This is a genomic window from Fodinibacter luteus (assembly GCF_039541575.1).
Lineage (GTDB): Bacteria > Actinomycetota > Actinomycetes > Actinomycetales > Dermatophilaceae > Fodinibacter > Fodinibacter luteus.
Map to the genome: position 1 here is coordinate 132,735 of NZ_BAABGM010000011.1, position 22,107 is coordinate 154,841.

The following is a 22,107-nucleotide window of genomic DNA, read 5'->3' on the forward strand; positions in this document are numbered from 1 at the left end:
TGCCGCTTGCCGGAACAGTGCCCAGCGTGCTCGATCTCGGCCACGACGCCGAGCAACTTGCGGGTCCGCCGGCGGATCTTGAGGGTCCACTGCACGAGTCAGAACGGCGGCTGCTCGTCGTCGCGCTGGCCGCGTCTCCGCGCACTCCACGGCCCCGGGTCCTGCTGGCCTGACCGTGGCGTTCGGCGTTGGCGGTGTGCCCGGCCCGTCGGGTTCCAAGCGGCGGGTAGGGGAGCCGGAAGCAGCTCGATGTCCGTCCCCTGCCGCCGCAACCGCCGAACGGTCGCCACGGTGACGTCGGTCCAGGGCCCGACGACGGTGTGCTCGAGGACGAACTCGACCGCACTGTGCGGTCCGTCCTGCGGCAGTCGGCTCCAGTGACCGCAGGTGCGGGCTCCCGGTCCGGCAGGGGCGCCCACGGTCTCCTCGACCGGCCCGCCGGTTCTCACCGTGCCGGCCTCTCGCGCGGGTGCGGGCACCGACGGCCGGGCATGCTCGGGTCCCTCGCCGTCCGACGACCGATCGGCGGGCAACCGGAGAGCGTGCAGCGCATCCACCGCACGGGTGACCCGCACGACGTCGGCAGGGTCGACCCAGCTGACCGTGCCGTCGCGCGCCAGCCGGACGCGCCACCCCGGGCGCTGCTTGATGCGGTGATGTCGTCGGCAGACGCACATGAGGTTCGCAGCCGACGTCGGGCCGGTCGGCCACGGGCGGACGTGGTCGAGATCGCAGAACCTTGCCGCGACCGAACACCCGGGGAACCTGCATCGTCGGTCCCGTGCCCGGACGAAGGCAGCGAGCCGGGCCGACGGGCGATAGGCGCGCTCGACGACGTCCGGCAGGTCGAGGAGCGCACCCGTGTCGGCGTCGCACGGGCGGAGGGACACTGTCGGTGGGGTGCGGCCGCTCGATCGGCCGCGACGTCGGCGGCTGGCGCGATCCTGCTGGGCGGCGCGGGCCTCCCGGAGCATCCGGCGCAGCCACGCGCCGGAGACGAGGACGGGGTCGCCCGGCAGGAGGCCGCCCACCTCGAGGAGGTCGTCGTGCTCGGGGGCGGCGTCGGCGGCGGCCGAACGGGCGGGAAGGAACGCGGACCCAGTGAGCCGGGCCGGGTCGGACGCGGAGCTGGCAGCAGCGGCCGGGGCAGGCGCATCCTCCCCCGCAGCGGACCGGTCACCACCGTGCGCCTCGTCGCGAACTCCCGAGTTGTCTCTGCTGTCCGCAGCCGCATCCGGCGTGCCGGCCGTCGCTCCGGAGCCGGCCGGTGCCTCGGATGCGGCGGGTGTCCCGGTGCCAGTGGGCGCCTCGCAGCCGGCGGGCGTCTTGGAGCCAGTGGGTGTCTCGGTGCCGGCGGGCGCCCCGGTGCCCGTAGGGGTCTCGGAGCCGGCTCGTGCCTTGGCGCCAGCGGGTGCCTCGGCGCCAGCGGGTGTCTCGGAGCCAGTGGGTGTCTCGGAGCCCGCGGGTGGCTCGGACCCAGTGGGGGCCGGTTCACCCTCATTTCGGACGTCGCCTTCCGGCACGGTGAGCCCGACCGTGACCTCGATGGTGGCCCGGCCGGCGACGAGGTCGGTGAGGGCCTTCGCACGAGCCCGCCCGATGGGGGCGCAGACGCCGTCGGCGACGTAGCGCTGCGCCAGGGCGTCGATGGCGGCCCACGCGACGGCGGCCTCCTCGGACGGGAAGGTGCCGTCCCAGCGGTCGACCCCCGGCTCGTGCGCCCACCGTCGGAGCCCGCAGCGCTCGCGTGCCCGGGTGGCCCGCTGCCTCAGCAGGTCGGGACTGATCCGCCCCAGCACCCGACGGCACCGTTGACGGAGCACGGCCGGCTCGTCGGTGGCCAGGTGGGGCTCGAGCGCGAGCACGACCGCGGAGGCCACCTCGGCCGGGGCGTCCTCGAGCTCGTCGGCGACGATGCTCGCGCAGTAGCCGTCGAGCACTCCCGCCGCCATCGCCTCGTGGAGGCCCCCCAGCCCGGTCGACGCACCGAGGGATTCGGCCCCCGGCACGTCGGCGGCACACCGGATGGCGAGCCGCACCCGGCTCTCGGCATGGGTGTGGCTGATGGGAAGCACCCCGGACAGCACGTCGGGCGCATCGAGGGCGAGGTGCCCCAGTGCCCGTGGGACGTCGACGACCGTGCCGTCCTCGTCGAGCTCGCGCTCGACGGCCGCCAGGCGCGCGATGGCGGCATCCTGCGCGGCAGTGGCGACGTTGACGACCTCCTGGCAGTGGGCGACGATCGCCAGCCACTCCCGCGTCGACCGGCTGGACGGCGGTCGGGACGCCTCTTCGACGAGCGAGGCAACCGCTGCGGACGAGCCGTGGTCGCGCATGGCGTCCCCGAACGGCACGTCGGCCGCGCCGACGGCACCTGCAGCAGCCCCCACCACAACTCACCTCCCCCTGAAGTGTTGTCTCCCAGCGCTTTTCCGATCTCCTTGCACTCTATCCGGCGCCACCGACAACCCCTCGACACCATCCACAGGCCGGCCACGAGGACCGCCCGGACCGGCAGCCTGCGCCGACACCCCCGACACCGACACCGCGGCCGTCGAGCGGTGGCTCGAGGACGACTGGCGCCCCGCTTCCACGAGTGGCTCGGCTTCACCGCGATGGCGAAGCCACCAAAGGCGCGGTGCCACGGCATCCAGCTCGGGTGACCGGCTGGATGCCGTGTCCTCACGGAGTCTGCGAGGTGTCCAGCTGCTGGGTGAGGTAGGCGGGCAGGCCGATCCGCATGATGGCCTCGATCTGGCCCTCGAACCAGTCGGCGTGCTTCTCCTCGTCGCGCACCATCTCCTCGAAGATGGCGGCGGTGCCGTGGTCGCCGAGGTCGTGGCACTCCTGGGCGGAGGCGTTGAACTGGGCGACGGCCGCGATCTCGCTCTCGAGCGCGAGGCGGAGCATCTCCTCGGCGTCCTCCCCGACGCGGATCGGGTTGAGCTTCTGGATGTTCGGGTGCCCCTCGAAGGACAGGATGCGGGTGATGAGGGCGTCGGCGTCGCGCATCTCGTCGATCGACAGGTCGTAGAAAACCTTGCCGAGCCGGGGGAAGCCCCAGTTGTCGAGCATCCGGGCGTGGAGGAAGTACTTGTTCACGACGCTCAGCTCGAACGTCAGTGCGTCGTTGAGGAGTTCGACGACCCGCGGGTCAACTGGCCGCATGGATGGGCTCCGCACTCTCGGGGACCTGGCTCGCCACATGCTCGCACACCAGTCGTCGCACCGAGAAGACGCACGCCCCGCAGTCCCGGCCCGCGCCGGTCGAGCGGCAGACCTGCGCGAGGTTGCTCGCCCCGGCCTCGACGGCCCGCGCGATCGCCGCGTCGTTGACGACGTGGCAGTGGCAGACGATCACGTGCGTCTCCTCTCGCGGTGCTCGGGGCGGGCCAGGGACCCTCGAAGGTGAGGCTTACCTAACCAGATGGTGCCGGATCCGGACAACTCGGCGGAACCGGCCTTCCGCAGGGCGGAACACCGGGACACCGGATGCCGTCCTACCCGCGGTGAGCGCGCGTGTGGCTGCCGGGGCGACCACCTCCGCACTCACGGCCGGGAACCGGCGATGTATCACCCCGCCGGCCCACCCCCTCTTGGTGGGGGACGCGCCGCAGCCCCGCGGCACCATCCCTCCCGACCCAGGAGTCGACGTGACCGCACGGCACCCGTTCTCGTTCCTCGTCCACCCGCGCACCCGGCTCTCCGAGGACCTCTCCCGGGTCTGGCGCCCGCTCGGCCGGGTGCCCGACGGCGTGTACGACACCGCGCTGCGCCGGCTGCCGCTCGCGCCGGTGACGATGGCCGGCATCGAGATCGGGGGCGAGCGCGTCGGTCACGTCGTCCTCGTGCCCTTCGGCGCCCGCCACCTCCTCCAGGCCCCCGCCGAGGGACGCGCCCGCGTCGCCCGGGCCGTCGACCGCGCCGTCCGGCTCGGGTCGGGCACGGTCGGGCTCGGCGCACTGACGGCGACCGTGACCGGCGGCGGCGTCGCGCTGCGCGACCGCACCGACATCGGCGTGACGAACGGCAACGCCTTCACGGCGGCGACCGTCGACAGCCAGGCCCGCCACCTGCTCGAGTCCCTCCCCTGGGCGTCCGAACGACACGTCGCCGTCGTCGGCGCGACCGGGAGCGTCGGCACCGCCGTCGCCCGGCTGCTCGCGCGCGACGGCGCCGTCGGCCGCCTCACCCTCGTCGCCCGCGCCGCCCCACGCCTCGAGGCCCTCGCCGCCGACGTCGGGCGCGCCGTCCCCACGCTCACGAGCACCGACGTCGCGGCGGCGGCGAACGCGGACCTCGTCATCCTGCTCACCGCCTCGGCCGACTGCGTCCTGGCCCCGGAGCACCTCGCCCCGAACGCCCTCGTGCTCGACGCGACCCAGCCGCGCAACACCTCGCCCGACCTGCTCACCCAGCGCCCGGACGTGACCGTCGTCGACGGCGGCGTCGTCGACATCCCCTCGCTGCGGATCGTCGGCGGCGACATCGGACTTCCCCACGGCCGCGCCTACGCATGCTTCGCCGAGACCGCCCTGCTCGCCCTCAGCGGGCACCGCGGCCACTTCTCGATCGGCGCGCCGGGGCTCGACCTCGTCGACCGCACCCGCGACCTCGCCGCCGGCCTCGCCCACCTCGGGTTCGTCCCCGCGCCGCCGACGAGCTTCGGGCGGCCGATCGAGGATGCCGTGCCGGCCCTTTCGGCCGTACCGGCCGTGCCGCAGCCCTCGGCGGTCGCGGCATGACCCGGGTCGTGCTCGTCGGGGGCGGGTACGTCACGATCCACGCCTACGCCGGGCTCGTCCGCCGTCTGCGCCGACGGGTGCGCTCCGGCGAGGTCGAGGTCGTCGTCCTCACCGCCGACCCGAGCCACAGCTTCCACGGGTTCACCGGGGAGGTGCTCGCCGGCATCCTCCCCTACGAGCGCACCCGCACCCTCCTGACGACGGCGTGCCCGCTCGCGCGCGTCGTGCACGCCGTCGTCACCGAGGTCGACCGCGAGCGGCGAACCGTCACCTACGTGCGGATCGGCGACGCCCCGCACTGCACCCAGACCCTCGCCTGGGACCACCTCGTCGTCGGTACCGGCGGTCGCGAACCCGCCTCGCGCGTGCCCGGTCTCGCCGAGCACGGGTTCACCCTGCGCGCGCCGGGGGACATCGAGCGGCTCGCGGCCCGGGTGGCTGCAGGCGGCTCGCCCACCGGCGAGCACGGCCCGACCGTCGTCGTCGCCGGCGGCGGCCTCGCCGGGGTGGAGCTCGCGGCGGCGATCGCCGACCGCGGGGGGCACCGCGTCGAGCTCGTCCACGCCGGGCCGTCGGTGCTGCCCGAGCTCGCCGACCAGCCCCGGCTCGTGCGGCGCGCCGAGGCCGAGCTCGCGCGCCTCGGTGTCGTGCTCCACCTCGGGGTCCGCCTCGCCGAGGTGACCGCGACGTCCGCACGGCTGTCCGACGGCACGGTGCTCGCCACCCGGACCGTCGTCGCGACGACCGGTCAGCGCCCGGTTCCCGTCCCCGGCCTCGGCGACGAGCTGCGCGACCTCCAGGGCCGGCTCACGACCGCACCCGACCTCTCCGTCGCCGACCGTGTCTGGTCGGCCGGCGACGCCGCGCGCGTCGCCCACCCGCGCACCGGCGACCCCGTGCCGGCGAACGCGCTGTGGGCCATCAAGGCCGGCCACCACCTGGGGGACAACGTCGCCCGGACCCTCCTCGGCCATCCCACCCGGCCGTTCGCCTACCGCGGCCTCGGTCGGGCGGCGTCGTTCGGCATGGGGCGCTCGGTCTCCGAGCTCTACGGCGTCCCCTTCACCGGGCTGCCCGCCTGGCTGCTGCGGCTCGCCTTCTTCCTGCGCTTCATGCCGTCGCGACGCACCGCCGCGGCGACCCTCGTCGACGTCGTGCGAGCCTCGTCCCGCCGGCGGCAGCGTCCGGATGCCGTCGCGGCACCCCTGCCCCAACCCTCGCCGGCGCGGTCGGTGCGGTCCGGGGCCGCAGCCTGAGCCACGGCATCCCAAGGTTCGACAGACCCGGGGCAAGGTCCGTCGTGGATGCGGCCGCCCGGGCCCGGGTCGGGGACACTGGCACGATGCGAGTCGCCGGAGCCCACGTCCTGCTCACCGGGGCGACCGGTGACATCGGCCGGCACCTCGCGAGCCGCCTCGCGCAGGCGGGGGCACGCGTCACGCTCGTGGCCCGCAGCCGCGCGCCGCTCGACGCCCTCGCCGCGCAGGTCGGTGGGCACGCCCTGCCGACCGACCTCACCGACCGCGCCGCGCTGCGGGGCGTCGTCCCTGCGGCCGAGTCCGCCCTCGGGCCCGTCGACGTGCTCGTCAACAACGCGGGCACCGAGACCGCCGGCCACCTCGCCGACCTCGACGCCGACGGCCTCGAGGAGCTCGTGGCCCTCAACCTCCTCGCCCCCGCCGAGCTGTGCCGGCAGGCCCTGCCCGGCATGACGGCACGCGGCCGGGGTCACCTCGTCAACATCTCCTCGCTCGCCGGGGTCGGGACCGTCCCGGGCCTCGCGGCCTACGGCGCCACCAAGGCCGGCCTGACCCACCTCACGTCGGGCCTGCGCGCCGACCTGCGCGGCGGGCCGGTCGGCACCCTGGCGGTCGAGATCGGGCCCGTCGCGTCCGTCATGATGGGCCGGATCGGCAGCCACCCCCCGGCGGCCGCCGCCTTCGAGCGCCTCCTGCAGGCCCGGGCGCTGACCATGCTCGACCCCGACGACGTGGCCCGCGCGGTTGTCGCCGCGGTCGAGAGCGGTCGCCCGACGCTGCGGATGCCGCGGCGCACCGCGCCGCTCGCCGCCGTCACCCATGCACCCCGCAGCCTCGTGCGGCTCGCTCTGACCGGCATCCACCCGAGCCGCGCGCGAACGGCAGAGCACGCGCCGTGAACCGCGCGCACCGCCCGAGCAGCCACCGGGTCCCCGTCCGGCGCAAGATCGCGGTCGCGACCTGGCGCCCCTCGAGCGACGGGCGGATCTACGCGCGGATGGAGGTCGACGCGACCGCCGCGCTCGCGTACGTCGAGCGGGTGCGGGCGGCCTCCGCCGAGCGGGTCACGCTGACCCACGTCGTCGGGGCGGCGCTCGGCCGGGCGCTGCGCGACGTGCCGGAGGTCAGGGCCCGGGTCGTGCTCGGCCGGCTGCGGCCCCTCGAGGCCTGCGACATCGGGTTCGCCGTGGACATCGGCCGCGGCTCGGACCTGGCGCCGATCAAGGTGCACGACGTCGACCGCCTCGACCCGCTCGAGCTCGCCCGCGCCGTGGATGCCGGGGCGCGGCGGGTGCGCGGTGGTGACGACCACGCCTACCGGCGCACGTCGGGCCTCGTCGGCCTGGCCCCCGCATGGGCGCTGCGGCCGGTCATGGCGGCGGCGAGCCTCGTCGCGGGAGGCCTCGGTCGCGGGATCGTGGGGCAGCCCGGCTTCCCGCTCGGCACCGCGTTCGTGTCGAACGTCGGGAGCCTCGGGCTCGACGAGGCCTTCCTGGCCCCGCTGCCGTTCGCGCGCACCCCCGTCTACCTCGCCGTGGGATCGGTGCAGCAGCGCGCCGTCGTCGTCGACGGGGAGGTCGTCGCCCGGCCGGTCCTCGTGCTCGTCGCGACGGCCGACCACCGGGTCGTCGACGGCGTGCACGCGGGACAGCTGGCGACCATCGTCCGCGAGCTCGTGACCCACCCCGAGCGGCTCGACCACCCGCCCCGCTGACGCCCTCGCGGAGAACCGCCGTCAGACCACCGGTCGCCGGGCCGTCGGGTAGGGGGTCAGCAGCTGGTCGACCGGGGCGTGGTCGTCGGTCAGCACCATCGCGTCACCGACCCACGTGTCGAGCTCGGCGCCCTCGACGACGCCCCAGGCGAGCCCCTGTGCGGCGAACCCCTCACGCAGGGCGGGCAGGTCGAGCGGCGCGTCCGAGCCGATGGCGACGAGGTTGCCGCCGGCGCCGACCCCGCGGGCCAGGGTCACCGGGTCGGCGGCGAGCGCGACGTGGTCGAAGACCGTGCGCATCGTCGCGAGCTCGGCCCGCGCGAAGCCGAGCGGGGCGTGGTCGATGAGGTTCGCGGCGTACACGCCGTCGGGACGCAGCACCCGGCGGACCTCGGTGAGGGCCTCGCGCGTCGTGAGGTGCCACGGGACGCTCAGGCCGCCGAACGCGTCGCCGACGACGAGGTCGCGGCTGTCGGTGCCGAGGGTGCGCACGCCGAGGCGGGCGTCCTCGACCCGCACCTCCAGGCCCGCGCGGGTGACGAGCCCGAGCCGTTCCTCGTCGAGCTCGAGCACCCCGGGGTCGATCTCGGAGACGACGCTCGTCGTGCCGGGGCGCGCCTGGGCGAGGTACCGCGGCAGGGTGAGGCCGCCGCCGCCGAGGTGGTAGGCCGCGAGCGGCGTGTCGGCGGGGAAGCCGGTGTCGGCCACCGCGGCGAGGGCCTGGACGTACTCGAACTCGAGGTGGGTCGGGTCCTCGAGGTCGACGTAGGAGTGGCGCAGCCCATCGAGCACGAGCACCCGCCCGGTGGGGCGCTCGGGGTCGGTGAGCACCTGCGCGCAGTGGTACACCGTCTCCGCCTCGCACTGGCCGGGGCCGAGCGCGGCGCCCACGGCTCCCGGGACGAGGAGCACGGCGGGCAGGACCGCCGCCCGGACGCCGCGCACCCGCAGCTCGACCGCGACCGCGGCGACGACGAGCAGCACCCCGGTGGTGACGAGCACGGCGCTGACGGGCAGCGCGGCGACGAAGACGAAGCCGGTGAGCACGGTGCCCGCGATGGCCCCGACGGTGCCGATGCCGGAGAGCCGCCCGACGACGCTGCCGGTCTCGGCGAGGTCGGTGAGCACGAGCTTGGTGACCATCGGCGACACGGCGGAGAGCAGGGCACCGGGCACGAGGATGGCGAGCATGGCCACGAGCAGGGCCCCGCCGGACCCGGCCGTCTCCCCGGCGGCCCGCACGACGAACGGGGTCGCGGCGACGGCGACACCCGACGCGGCGAGCAGCGGCCCGAGCGCGTTGCGCGGCGGCATCGTGTCGGCGGCCCGACCGCCCGCCCAGGCGCCCGCCGCGATGGCGGCGAGCGCGATCCCGATGACGATCGTGCTCGTCTCGAGGGTGAGGCCGAGGTACGGGGCGAGGAGGCGCAGGGCGGTGAGCTCGACGACGAGCACCGCGGCGCTCGACCCGAAGACGAGGGCGCCGGCGGCCACCGGCCCCAGGGTGGCGGGGACGGGTGCCGGTTCGGGGCCCCGGGTCATTGCTCGGCCCCCGGTCGTCGACAGGACATAGGTGAACCTACCCCGAGCAAGCGAGCGGTGCGTCGGTGTGCACCGTCGAACAGGCAGTACCCGGCAAGACGGTCGCCCTCCACGCTCAGACCCACGGACATCTCAGGGGTACTGCCTGTCGGGCGGCACGGGTCGGCCCCCGTGCAGGGCGGCCCCGGCCCGGCGGCCCCCGTCCGGCGGCCCCTGTCCGGCCGCCCCGGCCCGCCGCCGTACGATCTGCGCGTGACCGGGACGCAGGAACGCGCCGTGCGGATGCTCCGCGCGACGGTCGCGACCCTCGTCGTCATCGGCCTCGGCCACTCGGCGCACACCCTCGGCGGAGGCGCCGGACCCCAGCCCCTTGCCGTCACCGTGCTCGCCCTGCTCGTCGCCCCGCTCGTCTGGGCGGTCGTGCGGGGGCGCGCCACGGCATCCCGCATGGTCCTGGCGATGGCCGCCGGCCAGCTCGTCACCCACGCCGCCCTCGTCGCCATGGCGCCCGGCAGCGGCACCGCGGCGGCGGCGCACCTCCACGGCGACGCGGCCCTGGTCGTCGCGGCACCCCCTGCCGGGGGTGCCGACCTCACCGCCGCGCTCCACCTGACGCCGGGCATGCTCCTCGCCCACGCGCTGGCGACCGTGCTGGCAGCCGTCCTTCTCTCCCACGGCGAGGATGCCGTGCGCGCGGCGGTCCGCCAGCTGCTCCCCGACCGGCCCCCGGTCGGGACCATGGTGGGCCGGCGGCCCCTCGCGCCGCCGGCTCGACCCGCCGTGCTCACCGGACGGGCCGTGGGCCCGGTCGGCGGGCGCGGCCCCCCGCTGCCCGTCTCCTGACCCGACCCGGCGTCCGGGAGGTCGTCCACCGGGACACCTCTGGCCGGGCGTCCGCGTACGCGCCGCGGGCCGGGTCGACCGCTCGCCGACCCCTTCCCCTGCGGGACCGTCCCGCGCCTCGCCCAGGAGACCCCATGTCCCACCCCACCCGCCCGTTCCTCCCCCGACTCGGCCTCGCCGCCGGCTCCGCCGCCCTGCTCGTCCTCCCCCTCTCGGCCTGCGCGTCGGACGCGACCACGCCGACGAGCGCGACGGCATCCGCCTCGTCCTCGACCACCACGGCGGAACTCGTCCTCGACGACGGCTGGGTCAAGGCCGTCCCCGCCGCCGCCGACGGGACCGCGCCGTCGAGCATGATGACGGCGATGTTCGGCACCGTGCGGAACCCGACCGACCACGAGGTCACCCTCACCGGGGGCAGCAGTGCCGTCGCCGGGCTCGTCGAGATCCACGAGACGGTGCGCACCGACAGCGGCGGCATGCAGATGCAGCCGAAGCCGGGGGGCATCGTCCTGCCCGCCGGCGGGAGCCACACGCTGCAGCCCGGGGGCGACCACGTCATGCTCATGGACCTCTCCGCGCCCCTCGAGTCGGGCACGACGACGACCGTCACGGTGACGACGAGCGATGGCGACATCGCCCTGACGGTGCCGGTGCGCAGCTTCACCGGTGCGGAGGAGTCGTACGTGCCGAGCCCGACGCACTCGTGAGCGCCGACGGCGACCGTGCGGCGGGCACCGACCGCCGCACGGTCCTGCTCTCGGGGCTCGCCGGGGCCGGGCTCGCGGCGGGTGCGGCGGTCGCGACGGTGGCCGGCGGCGCGCCGTCCGCTCTGCGTGCGGGTGCCGACGGCACGGTGGCCACCCCGACGACCTCCCCGGCCGGCACGTCGTCCACCTCGGCCCCCGCTGCTCCCGCCGTCTCCTCCGGCGCCACCGCCTCGGCTCGGCCGTTCCGCGGGACGCACCAGGCCGGCATCCTCGAGGCTCCTCCCGCCCACGCGACGTTCGTGGCCCTCGACCTCGAGGAGGGGGCCGACGCCGACACCGTCCGGCGCCTCCTTACTGTGTGGACCGACGACATCGAGCGCCTCACGGCCGGGCGCGGGACGCTGACCGACCTCGAGCCGGAGCTCGCCGCGGTGACGGCCGCGCTCACGGTGACCGTCGGGGTGGGGCGCCGGGTCGTGGAGGCGGCCGGCGCGCCGGTGCCCGACTGGCTGGGGCCGCTGCCCGCGTTCGCGGTCGACCGGCTCGACCCCCGCTGGGGAGGTGGGGACCTGCTGCTGCAGATCTGCGCGACGAGCCCGACGACCGTCGCCCACGCGCAGCGGCGGCTGCTCACCGGGGTCGCCGGGCTCGCGCGCCCCCGCTGGGTGCAGCGCGGCTTCCGGGAGCCGCACGAGGGGCCCGGGGTGCCCATGCGCAACCTCTTCGGGCAGGTCGACGGCACCGTGCAACCCGACGTCGCCGGCCTCGACGCCGACCTGCTGTGGGTCGGGGATGCCGGCCCGGCGTGGCTGCGCGGTGGCAGCTCGGTCGTCGTGCGGCGCATCGAGATGGACCTCGACGGATGGGACCGGGCCGACCGCAGGGCTCGCGAGAACTCGATCGGGCGGCGGCTCGACACCGGGGCCCCGGTGACCGGCGGCGCGCTCGACGACGCCCCCGACCTCGCGGCGGTCGACGACCTCGGCTTCCACGTCGTCGACGACGCCGCGCACGTCCGACGTGCACACGCGAGCGCGCCGCACGAGCGCTTCCTGCGCCGGCCGTACTCGTACGACGACCCGCCCGCTGCGGGCGCGACGAGCTCGAGCGGCCTCGTCTTCGTCGCGTACCAGGCCGACCCGGTGCGCCAGTTCGTGCCCGTGCAGGCGCGGCTGGCCGAGCTCGACCTGCTCAACCTGTGGACCACCCCGGTCGGCTCGGCCGTCTTCGCCGTGCTGCCGGGTGCCGCCGACGGGGAGGTGCTCGGGGCGGCCATGCTCGGCTGACGGACGGAGGTGCTCGCGGCGGCCAGGCTCGGCTGCGGGCGGGCCCCGAGTGGCCGGGCCCGCCGCCGGCATCCTGCTGGCTTCCCACCGGCGACCCGCGGGCGTCAGGTGGCCTCCCGCGGGTGTCCCGCTGGCGCGCGCGATACCCCAGGGGGTATAGTTGGACCATGACCACCGCGCCGGACGCTGTCGCCCCCGACGAGCCGACGAAGCCGTCGATGACCCTCGACCCCTCGAGGATGGGCCGTGCCGTCGAGGGCCTCGAGCAGGCCCGGGCTCGGATCGGCGACGTCCTCGCGATGATCGAGCAAGGCGAGGGGTGCGCCGACATCGTCCAGGAGCTCGCCGCCGTCTCGACCGCCCTCGACCGGGTCGGCTTCGGGGTCATCGCGCTCGGCCTGCGCCAGTGCGCCAGCAACCCCGACGCGCAGGAGATGGATGCCGCGACGATGGAGCGGCTCTTCCTCACCCTGGCCTGACGTCAGTCCCCGGCTCGACGTCCGACACACGCCCGGCGGGTGCGCCGGCGCACGCGCACGCAGGGCCTGGCGTGCGCACCGGCGCACCCGCACGCAGGGCCTGATGGTGGATGCCGCGCGCGTCACCACCGCCTCGCACGCCTGCGCGGCCTCGTCGACCCGGGACGACGAACGGCAGGGACCCGTGGTGGGGTCTCTGCCGTTCGGTGCGCGTGCGCAAGGGGGGATTTGAACCCCCACGCCCTTTCGGACACTGGCACCTGAAGCCAGCGCGTCTGCCGTTCCGCCACTTGCGCGTGACGCTCGCGTGAGCAGACACAGTGTGCCCGATGCGGTGCCGATGCTCCAAAGCGGGACGCCGCGGCGCTGCACGGCGGGGCACGGCGGCGCTCCACGGCGGGGCGCGGCGGCACTCCACGGCGGGGTGTGGCGGCGCTCCACGGCGGGGATGCCACGGCGCGAGGCGGCGGCCAAGAGGAGCCGCGCCTCCCGCACGGGCCTGCGACCCCGGCCTCAGGCCCAAGGTTCGAAGACCTCCTGACCCCGGCGGCAGGCTGGTCCGACACCCCGGAGAGAGGCGTTGGGCCCCCGCACAAACTCCTGCCCGGGATGCTTGCACCGCGAAAGGAATTCCTTTCGCGGTGCAAGCACCACTGGCGCAAGGTTCTCGGGCCGCGGCGTACTCGGCGCGGCGTGCGCGGCGGGCGGCGTACTCGGCGCGGCGTGCGCGGCGGGCGGCGTGCCTCGCCGCGCGGCGTGCGCGGCGGGCGGCGTGCCTCGCCGCGCGACGTCCCCCGGGCACGGCGAGCCCGGGCGCGGCCGTTCCTCACGACATTGCCGGCGCCTCGGCCCCCTCGAACCCGCAGTCGCCGCGGTTGCCCCGCGCCTTGAGCCGCACGCCCGGTAGGCCGGGAGCCGGGATGCGGTCGACCGCCCCCTCGTACCCCTCGACGCGCCCGAAGCGCTCCGTGCCCGACTCCCATTCCTCGCGCGCCGCGACGACGTCCTCGTGCGAGCGCCCGATGAAGTTCCACCACATGACGACCTGCTCGCCGAAGGGCTCTCCACCGAGCACGAGCACCCGCGCCCCCTCCGCGCCCGCCTCGAGCCGGACCGAGGGATGCCGTCCGGCCCCCACGACGGCCAGCTCGCCGCGCGCGACGGCGCGTCCCGAGAACGTCGCCGACCCCGTGTCGACGAGCACGGCGACCTCGAACCCGTCGGCCACCGGCACGTCGACGACGGCCCCGGGGTCCAGGACGACCTCGGCCCCGACGAGCGCGGACTCCACTCGCACCGGCGACGCCGCCCCCCACAGCGCCCCGACGAACACCTGCGCCCGCACCCCCTCGGCGACGTCGAGCACCGCCGGCACGTGGTGCTCGAAGCGCGGCTCGACGTCCGCCGACCCCGCCGGCAGGACGAGCCACAGCTGCACCCCGTGGAGCACCGTGGTCCGCTCCGTCGAGACCTCCGAGTGCGAGATCCCCCGCCCGGCGGTCATGAGGTTGACCTCGCCGGGCCGCACGAGGGCCACCGTGCCGAGCGAGTCGCGGTGCTCGACCTCGCCGCTGAACAGCCACGACACCGTCGCCAGCGCGCAGTGCGGGTGCGGGGCGACGTCCATCCCCCCGCTCACCGACACGTCGTCGGGCCCGTAGTGGTCGACGAAGCACCACGCCCCGACGAACGAGCGCTCCCGCGCGGGCAGCGTCCGTCGCACCGTCATCGCCCGGGGCCCCCCGAGCGGCACCTCACGGGGCACGATCACCCGGACGCCGTCGTTCATCCGTCCACGGTACGGTCCGTGCCGGTCCGGGGAACACCCGGCCCGCCGGATAGGCTTGCGAGACCGACTGTCCTGTGGAGCCCGAGCGGAGGAGGTGCGCGGATGGGTCTGTTCGACCGCCTCGAGGCGGGGATCGAGCGCGCCGTCCAGGGCACGTTCGCCAAGCACCTGCGCTCCGCGGTGCACCCCGTCGAGATCGCCAGCCACATCCGCCGTGCCATGGACGACCGCGCGGTCACCTCGTCCGGGCGCGCCATCGTCCCCAACGTGTTCACCATCGAGCTCTCGCCGGGCGACTACGACCGCCTCCACCCCGACCTCGCGAGCGTCGAGATGGACCTCGTCGCCGCCGCCGAGGAGCACTGCGACGGGCAGCACTACCAACCGGCCGGCCCGATCGACATCATCTTCGAGGAGCACGACGACCTCGAGACAGGGGTCTTCCGGCTGCGCCCCTCCAAGGCCTCCCGCCCGCGCGCCACCGGGAACACCGGGCAGGAGCGCGCCCTCCGCCCCCCACCGGCACGACCGGATGCCGGTCCCGCGCCGTCCGCGGCCCGAGCAGCGCCCGGTCCGGCGCCCGGGGCGGCGCCCGCCGCGCCGCACGTCGCGCCGCGGGCCTCCGCCCCCCGCCCCCCCGCCGCCGCTGCCCAGCCCGCAGCACCGCGGCGGGCGGCCGACGACGCGGCGACGACACGGCATCCGGCGCCGGCGCCTCCCGCCCGGCCGAGACGGGTCAACCCCGCCGACCGGCCGTGGCTCGACGTCGACGGTGAGCGCTACCCGCTCATGGGGGCCATCACGATCCTCGGCCGCGACGACGCGGCCGACATCATCCTCGACGACCCCGGCATCTCGCGCCGGCACAGCGAGCTGCGGGTCACGACCGACGGGCCGCACTTCGTGACGACGATCCGCGACCTCGGCTCGACGAACGGGACCTTCGTCAACGGCGAGCGCATCACGAGCGAGCACCTCGAGGACGGCGACCGCTTGACCGTCGGGCGCACCTCGATCACCTTCCGCGGTGGGCGGAGGTGACCGCCTCGTGCTGAGCGAGCTGACCCTCACCCTCATGCGGCTGGGGCTCCTCGTCCTGCTGTGGGTCTTCGTCTTCGCCGTCGTCGGCGTGCTGCGGGGCGACCTCTACGGCACGCGGGTCAAGCGACGCGTCGCGAGGGCCGGCGGCGGGCGCTCCCGCGCGGCGCGGGCACCGGCTCCGGCGGCTCCGCCGGCCCCGGCAGCCCCGGCGCCCAACCCAGGTGGCTCCAAAGGCGGTGGCCGGCGCGGTCGGGGCAAGGGCAAGGGTCCCTCCCGCCTCACCGTCACCGCCGGCTCGCTCACCGGCACGACCCTGCCGCTGCGTCCGGCGGGCACCCTCATCGGTCGCAGCCCGGAGTGTGCCCTCGTCCTCGACGACGACTACGCCTCCGGCCGGCACGCGCGCATCTTCCAGGACGACGACGGCACGTGGAAGGTCGAGGACCTCCGCTCCACGAACGGCACCTTTCTCGGCGCGACGCGCCTCACCGAGCCCCGCGAGGTGGCGGTCGGCAGCGTGCTGCGGATCGGCCAGACCATCGTGGAGCTGCAGAGGTAACGCATGCCCTTCGCGTTCCACTACGCCGCCCGCTCCGACGTGGGCATGGTCCGGTCCAACAACGAGGACTCGGGCTACGCCGGCCCCCACCTCCTCGCGATGGCCGACGGCATGGGCGGCCATGCCGGGGGTGACGTCGCGAGCTCGACCGTCATCGCCGCCCTCGTCCCGCTCGACGAGGACGTCCTCAGCGGGCGGGACGTCGGGCTGGCCCTGCTCGACCGCATCCACACCGCGAACGCCGAGCTCGGGGAGCACGTGCGCAGCGAGCCCGGCCTCGACGGCATGGGCACGACGCTCATCGCCCTGCTGCGCTCGCGCGACAAGATCGTCCTCGCGCACATCGGTGACTCGCGCGCCTACCTCGTGCGCGACGGGAAGGTCACCCAGATCACCAAGGACCACTCGTTCGTGCAGAACCTCGTCGACGAGGGCCGGATCACCTCCGAGGAGGCGCAGACCCACCCGCAGCGCTCCCTCGTCACCCGGGTGCTCACCGGGGCGGTCGAGGACGAGCCCGACCTCGTCGTGCGCCAGGGGCGCATCGGCGACCGCTACCTCATCGCGTCCGACGGGCTCACCGACTACGTCGCCCGCGACACCGTCGAGGAGGTGCTGACGACCGTCGCCGACCCCGGCGAGTGCGCCGACCGGCTCGTCGCCCTCGCCCTGCGGGCCGGCGCCCCCGACAACGTCACCATCGTCGTCGGGGACCTCGTCGACACCCGCGTCGCGACGCCCCCCACGCAGCCGCAGGTCGTCGGCGCCGCCGCGGTGCGCCAGAAGGGCACCCGGCCGATCCCCACGACGCCGGCCGCGAAGGCGGCCGCCCTGACCCAGGAGGCCACCCGGGGAGCCGGCGGGGCCGAGGACGGCGACGACGGTGTCACCCTCGCCGAGGAGGGTCCCCGCTCGCGCACCGGCACGGTGCTGCGGCTCGCGGCGCTGCTCGTCGTCGCGGGGGTGGTGCTGGCGGGCGGGTCGTACGCCGCGTACGCCTGGTCGCAGCAGCAGTACTACCTCGCCGGTCACGACGGCGTCGTCACCGTGTTCCGCGGCGTCGACCAGACCCTGGGCCCGATCGCCCTGTCCAGCCCGGTCTACGCCACGACGATCGCCGTCGACGACCTGCCCTCGTCCTACCAGGACGGGCTCGCGCAGGGCATCGAGGTCGACGACCGGGACGCGGCGGACGCCCGCGTCGCGGACCTGCGGCTGCAGGCCGTGGCGTGCCGCTGGGCGCGCCTCAACGGCGACCCGTGCCGCACCGTGCCGTCGACGTGGACGCCGCCGAGCCCCACACCCTCGCCCAGCCCGACCCCGAGCGGGTCACCGAGCGGTGGGCCCAGCGGTGGGCCCAGCGGGATCCCGACCACCTCGCCCGGCCCGTCGGCCCCGAGCTCCCCGGCGGCCTCATGAGCATCGTGTCGAACCACCCCCCGCGCCAGGGGCGCAACGTCGAGCTCGCGCTCGTCATCACAGCCGTCGCCATCGTGCTGCTCGCGTACGTCAACGTCGGCCTCGCGACGTCCGGGTCCATCCCGCCTGGCACGCTCGCCCTCGCCGGGGGCTACCTCGCCCTGGCCGTCGGGTTCCACCTCGTGCTGCGCTGGCGGGCGTCGTACGCCGACCCGCTCATGCTGCCCATCGTCACGCTGCTCAACGGGCTCGGACTCGTCATGATCCACCGCATCGACCTCGCCAACGGCAAGTCGATCGCCGACGGGGTCGCCCTGCGGCAGCTCGTGTGGACGGGCGTCGCGATGGTCATCGCCGCCATCGTCCTCGTCGTCCTGCGCGACCACCGGGTGCTGCGTCGCTACACCTACCTCGCCGGCGCCATCGGCTTCGCGCTGCTGCTGCTCCCCCTCCTGCCCGTCATCGGCACGTCGATCTACGGCTCGCGGATCTGGATCCAGGTCGGACCGCTCTCCTTCCAGCCCGGGGAGATCGCCAAGATCGCCCTCGCCATCTTCTTCGCGGGCTACCTCGTGCAGACCCGCGACGCCCTGTCGGTCGCTGGCCGCAAGGTGCTCGGGCTCACCCTGCCCCGGGCCCGCGACCTCGGCCCCATCCTCGTCGCCTGGCTCGCGAGCCTGGCGGTGCTCATCTTCGAGCGCGACCTCGGGTCCTCGCTGCTCTTCTTCGGCCTCTTCGTCGCGATGCTCTACGTCGCCACCGAGCGGGTGTCGTGGATCGCCATCGGCCTCACCCTCTTCTGCGTCGGCGCCTACGTCGCGTACCTCGTCTTCGGGCACGTCCAGACGCGGGTGCTGCTCTGGCTCGACACGTTCAGCCCCGAGGCGCTCGCTGCATCCGACCAGCTCGCCAAGGGGCTCATGGGCATGGCGGCCGGCGGGATGTTCGGCACCGGCCTGGGCCGCGGGCGGCCCGACCTCACGTACTTCGCCGAGTCCGACTTCATCATCCCGAGCTTCGGCGAGGAGATCGGGCTCATCGGCCTGTTCGCCCTCCTCATGCTCTACGCGCTCCTCGTCCAGCGCGGGCTGCGCACCTCGCTCGGCACCCGCGACGGGTTCGGCAAGCTGCTCGCGGCGGGCCTGTCGTTCTCGGTCGCCCTGCAGTGCTTCGTCGTCGTCGGCGGCGTCACCCGGGTCATCCCGCTCACCGGCCTGACGATGCCGTTCCTGTCCTCGGGCGGCTCCTCGCTCCTCGCGAACTGGACCCTCGTCGCGATCCTCCTGCGCATCTCCGACCACGCCCGCCGGCCCCCGCCCGAGGTGAGCGGCCCGAGCCCGGTCGCCGAGGCCCGCACCGAGGTGGTGAGGATGCGGTGAACGCCCCCGTCCGCAAGCTCTCGCTCGTCGTGGCCGCGCTCTTCGGCTCGCTCCTCGTGTCGACGACCCTCATCCAGTACGTCTTCGCGGCCGACCTCAACGCCCGCCCCGACAACCGTCGCACCCTGCTGTCGACGTACGCCCGGGAGCGCGGCGAGATCCTCGTCGGCCAGACCCCGGTGGCCCGGTCGGTGCCGAGCGACGACCAGTTCAAGTTCCAGCGCGAGTACGCCCAGGGACCGCTGTACTCCCACGTCACCGGCTTCTACTCGTTCTACGGCGCGCAGGGCGGCCTCGAGCAGGCCGAGAACGCGATGCTCTCCGGCTCGAGCGACAAGCTCTTCTACCGCCGCATCTCCGACCTGTTCACCGGGCGCCGGCCGCAGGGGGCCACGCTCGAGACCACCCTCGACCCGGCGGTGCAGGAAGCGGCCGACGAGGGCCTGGAGGACATCCGGGGCGCCGCGGTCGCCCTCGACCCGAGCACGGGCGCGATCCTCGCGATGGTGAGCCACCCGAACTTCGACCCCAATGACGTCGCCGGTCACGACCTCGACGAGGTGGCCGAGAACTACGAGGAGCTCAACACCGACAGCTCCAGGCCGCTCGTCAACCGCTCGATCGGCGGCGACCTCTACCCGCCCGGCTCGGTGTTCAAGGTCGTCACCGCCGCCGCTGCGCTCTCCACGGGCGAGTACACCGAGGACACCGTCGTGCCCGGCCCGGCCGTGCTCGACCTGCCGCAGACCGACGCCGACCTCCCGAACGCGTTCGACGGCCCGTGCGGCCCGAACGACGAGGTGACGATGACCGAGGCGCTCGCGGTCTCGTGCAACACCGCCTTCGCGAGGGTCGGCATGGACATCGGCGCGGAGGCCCTCCAGTCCCAGGCCGCGAAGTTCGGCTTCGGCGACTCGATCAGCGTCCCGATGCGGGTCACGCCGAGCACCGTGCCCGCCGAGATGAACCTCCCCCAGCTCGCGCAGGCCTCGATCGGGCAGTACGACGTGCGCGCGACCCCGATCCAGATGGCCATGGTCGCTGCCGGGGTCGCGAACGACGGCGTCGTCATGCAGCCCTACCTCGTGCAGTCGGTCATCGGCTCCGACCTGTCCGTCATCGAGTCGACCGACCCCCAGGAGCTGTCGGAGGCGGTGACCCCCGACGTCGCCGCCCAGCTCAACCGGATGATGGTGGCGGTCGTCGAGGACGGGTCCGGCCGGCGCGCCCAGATCGACGGTGTCAGCGTGGCCGGCAAGACCGGCACGGCCCAGCACGGCGAGGGCCGCAAGGCGCACGCCTGGTTCATCTCGTTCGCCCCGGCCGACGACCCGCAGATCGCGGTCGCCGTCATCGCCGAGGACGGCGGGGTGGCCGGCAACGAGGCGGGTGGCGGCGCCGTCGCCGCGCCGATCGCCCGCCAGATGATGGAAGCACGGTTGGACCGATGAGGAGTACGAGGCATGGCTGAGGTCCCGAAGCTGCTCGGGGGTCGCTACGAGGTGGGTGAGCTCCTCGGCCGCGGCGGCATGGCCGAGGTGCACCGCGGGTACGACTCCCGGTTGGGGCGCCAGGTGGCGATCAAGATGCTCCGCAGCGAGCTGGCCCGCGACAACACCTTCCTCACCCGGTTCCGGCGCGAGGCGCAGTCCGCGGCGGGGCTCAACCACGCCTCGATCGTGGCGGTGTACGACCACGGCGAGGACGTCGCCGTCGAGGCCGGCGGCGCCGAGGTCAAGGTGCCCTACATCGTCATGGAGTTCGTCGACGGCAAGACCCTGCGCGAGATCGTCACCGAGCGCACGACGCTGCCGCACACCGAGGCCCTGCGGATCACCGAGGGCGTCCTCGACGCCCTCGCCTACAGCCACCGCAACGGCATCGTCCACCGCGACATCAAGCCCGCGAACGTCATGATCTCGGGCGACGGCACGATCAAGGTCATGGACTTCGGGATCGCGCGGGCGATGGCCGACGCCAACGCCACGATGACCCAGACCCAGGCGGTCATCGGCACGGCGCAGTACCTCTCGCCCGAGCAGGCCCAGGGCCAGCCGGTCGACGCGCGGTCCGACCTGTACTCGACCGGGTGCATGCTCTTCGAGCTGCTCACCGGGCGCCCGCCGTTCCTCGGTGAGAGCCCGGTCTCGATCGCCTACCAGCACGTCGGCGAGCAGCCCCTGCCCCCGTCGCGGCTCGTCGACGGCATCTCCGAGGACCTCGACGCCGTCGTCCTGCACTCGCTCGCCAAGCCACGCGACGCCCGATACCAGAGCGCCGGTGAGTTCCGCAGCGACCTGCAGGCGGTGCGCCTCGACCGCCCGATCAGCGACGCGGCCCGGGGCTCCGCCGCGGCCCTCGCCGGGGCGGCCGCGGGAGCCGCCGCCGGGGTGGCCGCGGGTGCGGCCGCCACCGAGGCCCTGCCGGCGGTCGGCACCGAGCCCACCCAGGCGTACTCGGGGATGCCGCTCACGCCCACCGACACGCCACCCGGGTCGGGCACCGACACCCTCCCGGCGGTCGAGGACGAGGCGCCGGCCAAGCGCAACCGCACCGGCCTTGTCGTGCTCGCCGTCGTCGCCGTCGCGGCCCTGGCCGCGCTCGCGTTCGGGCTCTCCTCCTACTTCGGCGAGCCGGAGGTCCCCCGGGTCACCGTGCCAAACGTCGTGGACGACCCGGTGCAGACCGCCGTCGCCAAGCTCTCCCAGGCCCAGCTCGAGGCGGAGACGGTGCGCCAGCCGAGCGACACCGTGCCGGCCGACACCGTCATCAGCCAGAACCCGGCCGGTGGTGTCGAGGTCGACGAGGGCTCCACGGTGCGCATCTTCGTCTCCTCCGGGCCGACCGCGGTCACGGTGCCCGACCTGCGGGGTCTCACCGAGTCGGAGGCGCGGGCCCAGCTCACGGACCTGGGCCTCGAGCTCGGCGACGTCGAGGAGGTCGACGACCCCGAGACCGAGAAGGGCAGGATCATCGACTCCAACCCCGCGGTGGGCAGCTCGGTCGCCCCGGGGTCACGGATCAGCGTGCGGGTCGGCAGCGGCGAGGTCGCGGTCCCCAACGTCGTCGGGAAGTCGCAGAACGAGGCGCAGCGCCTCCTCGCCGACGCCAACCTCAAGGTCGAGACCGACTTCCGCCAGACCAACTCGGTCCCCGAGGGCCGCGTCGTCGAGCAGGACCCCGAGTCCGGGACGGTCGAGATCGGTGGCACCGTCAAGATCGTCGTGGCGCAGAAGGCGGCCCCGACGGTGACACCGACGACGGTCACCCCGACCCCGACTCCGACCCCGACCGAGACCGAGTCGCCGTCCCCGGAGCCGTCCCCCTCCGAGGACGACTGAC

The 22,107-nt window shown here is 74.9% G+C and carries 19 protein-coding genes and 1 tRNA gene; 14 read left to right on the forward strand and 6 right to left on the reverse strand.

Annotation, left to right across the window (positions count from 1 at the left end):
• Positions 1-98 precede the first annotated feature (98 nt).
• The 3 genes from ABD899_RS08770 to ABD899_RS08780 all read right to left on the reverse strand — a co-directional run bounded on the left by ABD899_RS08770 (position 99) and on the right by ABD899_RS08780 (position 3,361).
• On the reverse strand, positions 99-2,390 hold the full coding sequence (locus ABD899_RS08770; RefSeq protein ID WP_345204732.1) for a hypothetical protein: 2,292 nt from the start codon (positions 2,388-2,390) through the stop codon (positions 99-101).
• A gap of 292 nt (positions 2,391-2,682) precedes the next feature.
• Positions 2,683-3,168 (reverse strand): bacterioferritin, encoded by a 486-nt coding sequence (gene bfr, locus ABD899_RS08775; protein WP_345204734.1) that lies wholly within the window; start codon positions 3,166-3,168, stop codon positions 2,683-2,685.
• Positions 3,155-3,361 carry a (2Fe-2S)-binding protein gene (locus tag ABD899_RS08780; protein ID WP_345204736.1) on the reverse strand — a complete coding sequence of 69 codons (207 nt, stop codon included), beginning with the start codon at positions 3,359-3,361 and terminating at the stop codon, positions 3,155-3,157. Before ABD899_RS08780 ends, bfr begins: the two co-directional genes overlap by 14 nt.
• Positions 3,362-3,653: 292 nt before the next feature.
• Here ABD899_RS08780 and ABD899_RS08785 point away from each other — a divergent pair, with 292 nt between their 5' ends.
• The 4 genes from ABD899_RS08785 to ABD899_RS08800 all read left to right on the forward strand — a co-directional run bounded on the left by ABD899_RS08785 (position 3,654) and on the right by ABD899_RS08800 (position 7,718).
• Complete coding sequence (locus ABD899_RS08785; RefSeq protein WP_345204739.1) at positions 3,654-4,745, forward strand: saccharopine dehydrogenase NADP-binding domain-containing protein; 1,092 nt, start codon at positions 3,654-3,656, stop codon at positions 4,743-4,745.
• Positions 4,742-6,001 carry an NAD(P)/FAD-dependent oxidoreductase gene (locus ABD899_RS08790; protein WP_345204741.1) on the forward strand — a complete coding sequence of 420 codons (1,260 nt, stop codon included), beginning with the start codon at positions 4,742-4,744 and terminating at the stop codon, positions 5,999-6,001. The genes ABD899_RS08785 and ABD899_RS08790 overlap by 4 nt, the downstream gene beginning before the upstream one ends.
• Before the next feature lie 86 nt (positions 6,002-6,087).
• The gene (locus tag ABD899_RS08795; protein ID WP_345204744.1) at positions 6,088-6,903 is read left to right on the forward strand and encodes an SDR family oxidoreductase; all 816 of its coding nucleotides are present in this window, start codon (positions 6,088-6,090) and stop codon (positions 6,901-6,903) included.
• The gene (locus tag ABD899_RS08800) at positions 6,900-7,718 is read left to right on the forward strand and encodes a 2-oxo acid dehydrogenase subunit E2 (protein ID WP_345204746.1); all 819 of its coding nucleotides are present in this window, start codon (positions 6,900-6,902) and stop codon (positions 7,716-7,718) included. Before ABD899_RS08795 ends, ABD899_RS08800 begins: the two co-directional genes overlap by 4 nt.
• Positions 7,719-7,739: 21 nt before the next feature.
• Here the strand turns inward: ABD899_RS08800 and ABD899_RS08805 are convergent, their stop codons facing one another.
• Entirely contained in the window at positions 7,740-9,212 is a 1,473-nt protein-coding gene (locus tag ABD899_RS08805) for a fused MFS/spermidine synthase (RefSeq protein ID WP_345204748.1), read from the reverse strand.
• Between the two features lie 300 nt (positions 9,213-9,512).
• Here ABD899_RS08805 and ABD899_RS08810 point away from each other — a divergent pair, with 300 nt between their 5' ends.
• The 4 genes from ABD899_RS08810 to ABD899_RS08825 all read left to right on the forward strand — a co-directional run bounded on the left by ABD899_RS08810 (position 9,513) and on the right by ABD899_RS08825 (position 12,578).
• The gene (locus ABD899_RS08810) at positions 9,513-10,103 is read left to right on the forward strand and encodes a hypothetical protein (protein WP_345204751.1); all 591 of its coding nucleotides are present in this window, start codon (positions 9,513-9,515) and stop codon (positions 10,101-10,103) included.
• Positions 10,104-10,237: 134 nt separating this feature from the next.
• Positions 10,238-10,813 (forward strand): copper chaperone PCu(A)C, encoded by a 576-nt coding sequence (locus ABD899_RS08815; RefSeq protein WP_345204753.1) that lies wholly within the window; start codon positions 10,238-10,240, stop codon positions 10,811-10,813.
• Positions 10,810-12,099, forward strand: coding sequence for a Dyp-type peroxidase (locus ABD899_RS08820; protein ID WP_345204756.1), 1,290 nt, complete (start codon positions 10,810-10,812; stop codon positions 12,097-12,099). Before ABD899_RS08815 ends, ABD899_RS08820 begins: the two co-directional genes overlap by 4 nt.
• Before the next feature lie 167 nt (positions 12,100-12,266).
• Complete coding sequence (locus tag ABD899_RS08825; protein ID WP_345204759.1) at positions 12,267-12,578, forward strand: metal-sensitive transcriptional regulator; 312 nt, start codon at positions 12,267-12,269, stop codon at positions 12,576-12,578.
• A gap of 213 nt (positions 12,579-12,791) precedes the next feature.
• Here ABD899_RS08825 and ABD899_RS08830 read toward each other — a convergent pair.
• Together ABD899_RS08830 and ABD899_RS08835 are read right to left on the reverse strand one after the other, a co-directional pair.
• Positions 12,792-12,874 (reverse strand) — tRNA-Leu (locus ABD899_RS08830).
• Positions 12,875-13,404: 530 nt separating this feature from the next.
• On the reverse strand, positions 13,405-14,367 hold the full coding sequence (locus tag ABD899_RS08835; RefSeq protein ID WP_345204761.1) for a pirin family protein: 963 nt from the start codon (positions 14,365-14,367) through the stop codon (positions 13,405-13,407).
• A 102-nt stretch (positions 14,368-14,469) separates the two neighbouring features.
• On the opposite strand from ABD899_RS08835, the gene ABD899_RS08840 reads away from it, so the two are divergent.
• From ABD899_RS08840 to pknB, 6 genes are read left to right on the forward strand one after another with little or no spacing between them, the layout of a single operon-like run.
• Positions 14,470-15,408 (forward strand): FHA domain-containing protein, encoded by a 939-nt coding sequence (locus ABD899_RS08840; protein ID WP_345204763.1) that lies wholly within the window; start codon positions 14,470-14,472, stop codon positions 15,406-15,408.
• Positions 15,395-15,967, forward strand: a complete 573-nt coding sequence (locus ABD899_RS08845) for an FHA domain-containing protein FhaB/FipA (protein WP_345204766.1) — start codon at positions 15,395-15,397, stop codon at positions 15,965-15,967. Before ABD899_RS08840 ends, ABD899_RS08845 begins: the two co-directional genes overlap by 14 nt.
• 3 nt (positions 15,968-15,970) lie before the next feature.
• Positions 15,971-17,386, forward strand: coding sequence for a PP2C family protein-serine/threonine phosphatase (locus ABD899_RS08850; RefSeq protein WP_345204768.1), 1,416 nt, complete (start codon positions 15,971-15,973; stop codon positions 17,384-17,386).
• Complete coding sequence (locus ABD899_RS08855) at positions 17,383-18,765, forward strand: FtsW/RodA/SpoVE family cell cycle protein (RefSeq protein WP_345204880.1); 1,383 nt, start codon at positions 17,383-17,385, stop codon at positions 18,763-18,765. The genes ABD899_RS08850 and ABD899_RS08855 overlap by 4 nt, the downstream gene beginning before the upstream one ends.
• A complete protein-coding gene (locus ABD899_RS08860) occupies positions 18,762-20,216 on the forward strand; it encodes a peptidoglycan D,D-transpeptidase FtsI family protein (protein WP_345204771.1) in 1,455 nt (484 codons plus the stop codon). Before ABD899_RS08855 ends, ABD899_RS08860 begins: the two co-directional genes overlap by 4 nt.
• A gap of 12 nt (positions 20,217-20,228) precedes the next feature.
• Positions 20,229-22,106: a Stk1 family PASTA domain-containing Ser/Thr kinase gene (gene pknB, locus ABD899_RS08865; RefSeq protein WP_345204772.1), complete on the forward strand. Its 1,878-nt coding sequence runs from the start codon at positions 20,229-20,231 to the stop codon at positions 22,104-22,106.
• Position 22,107 lies beyond the last annotated feature (1 nt).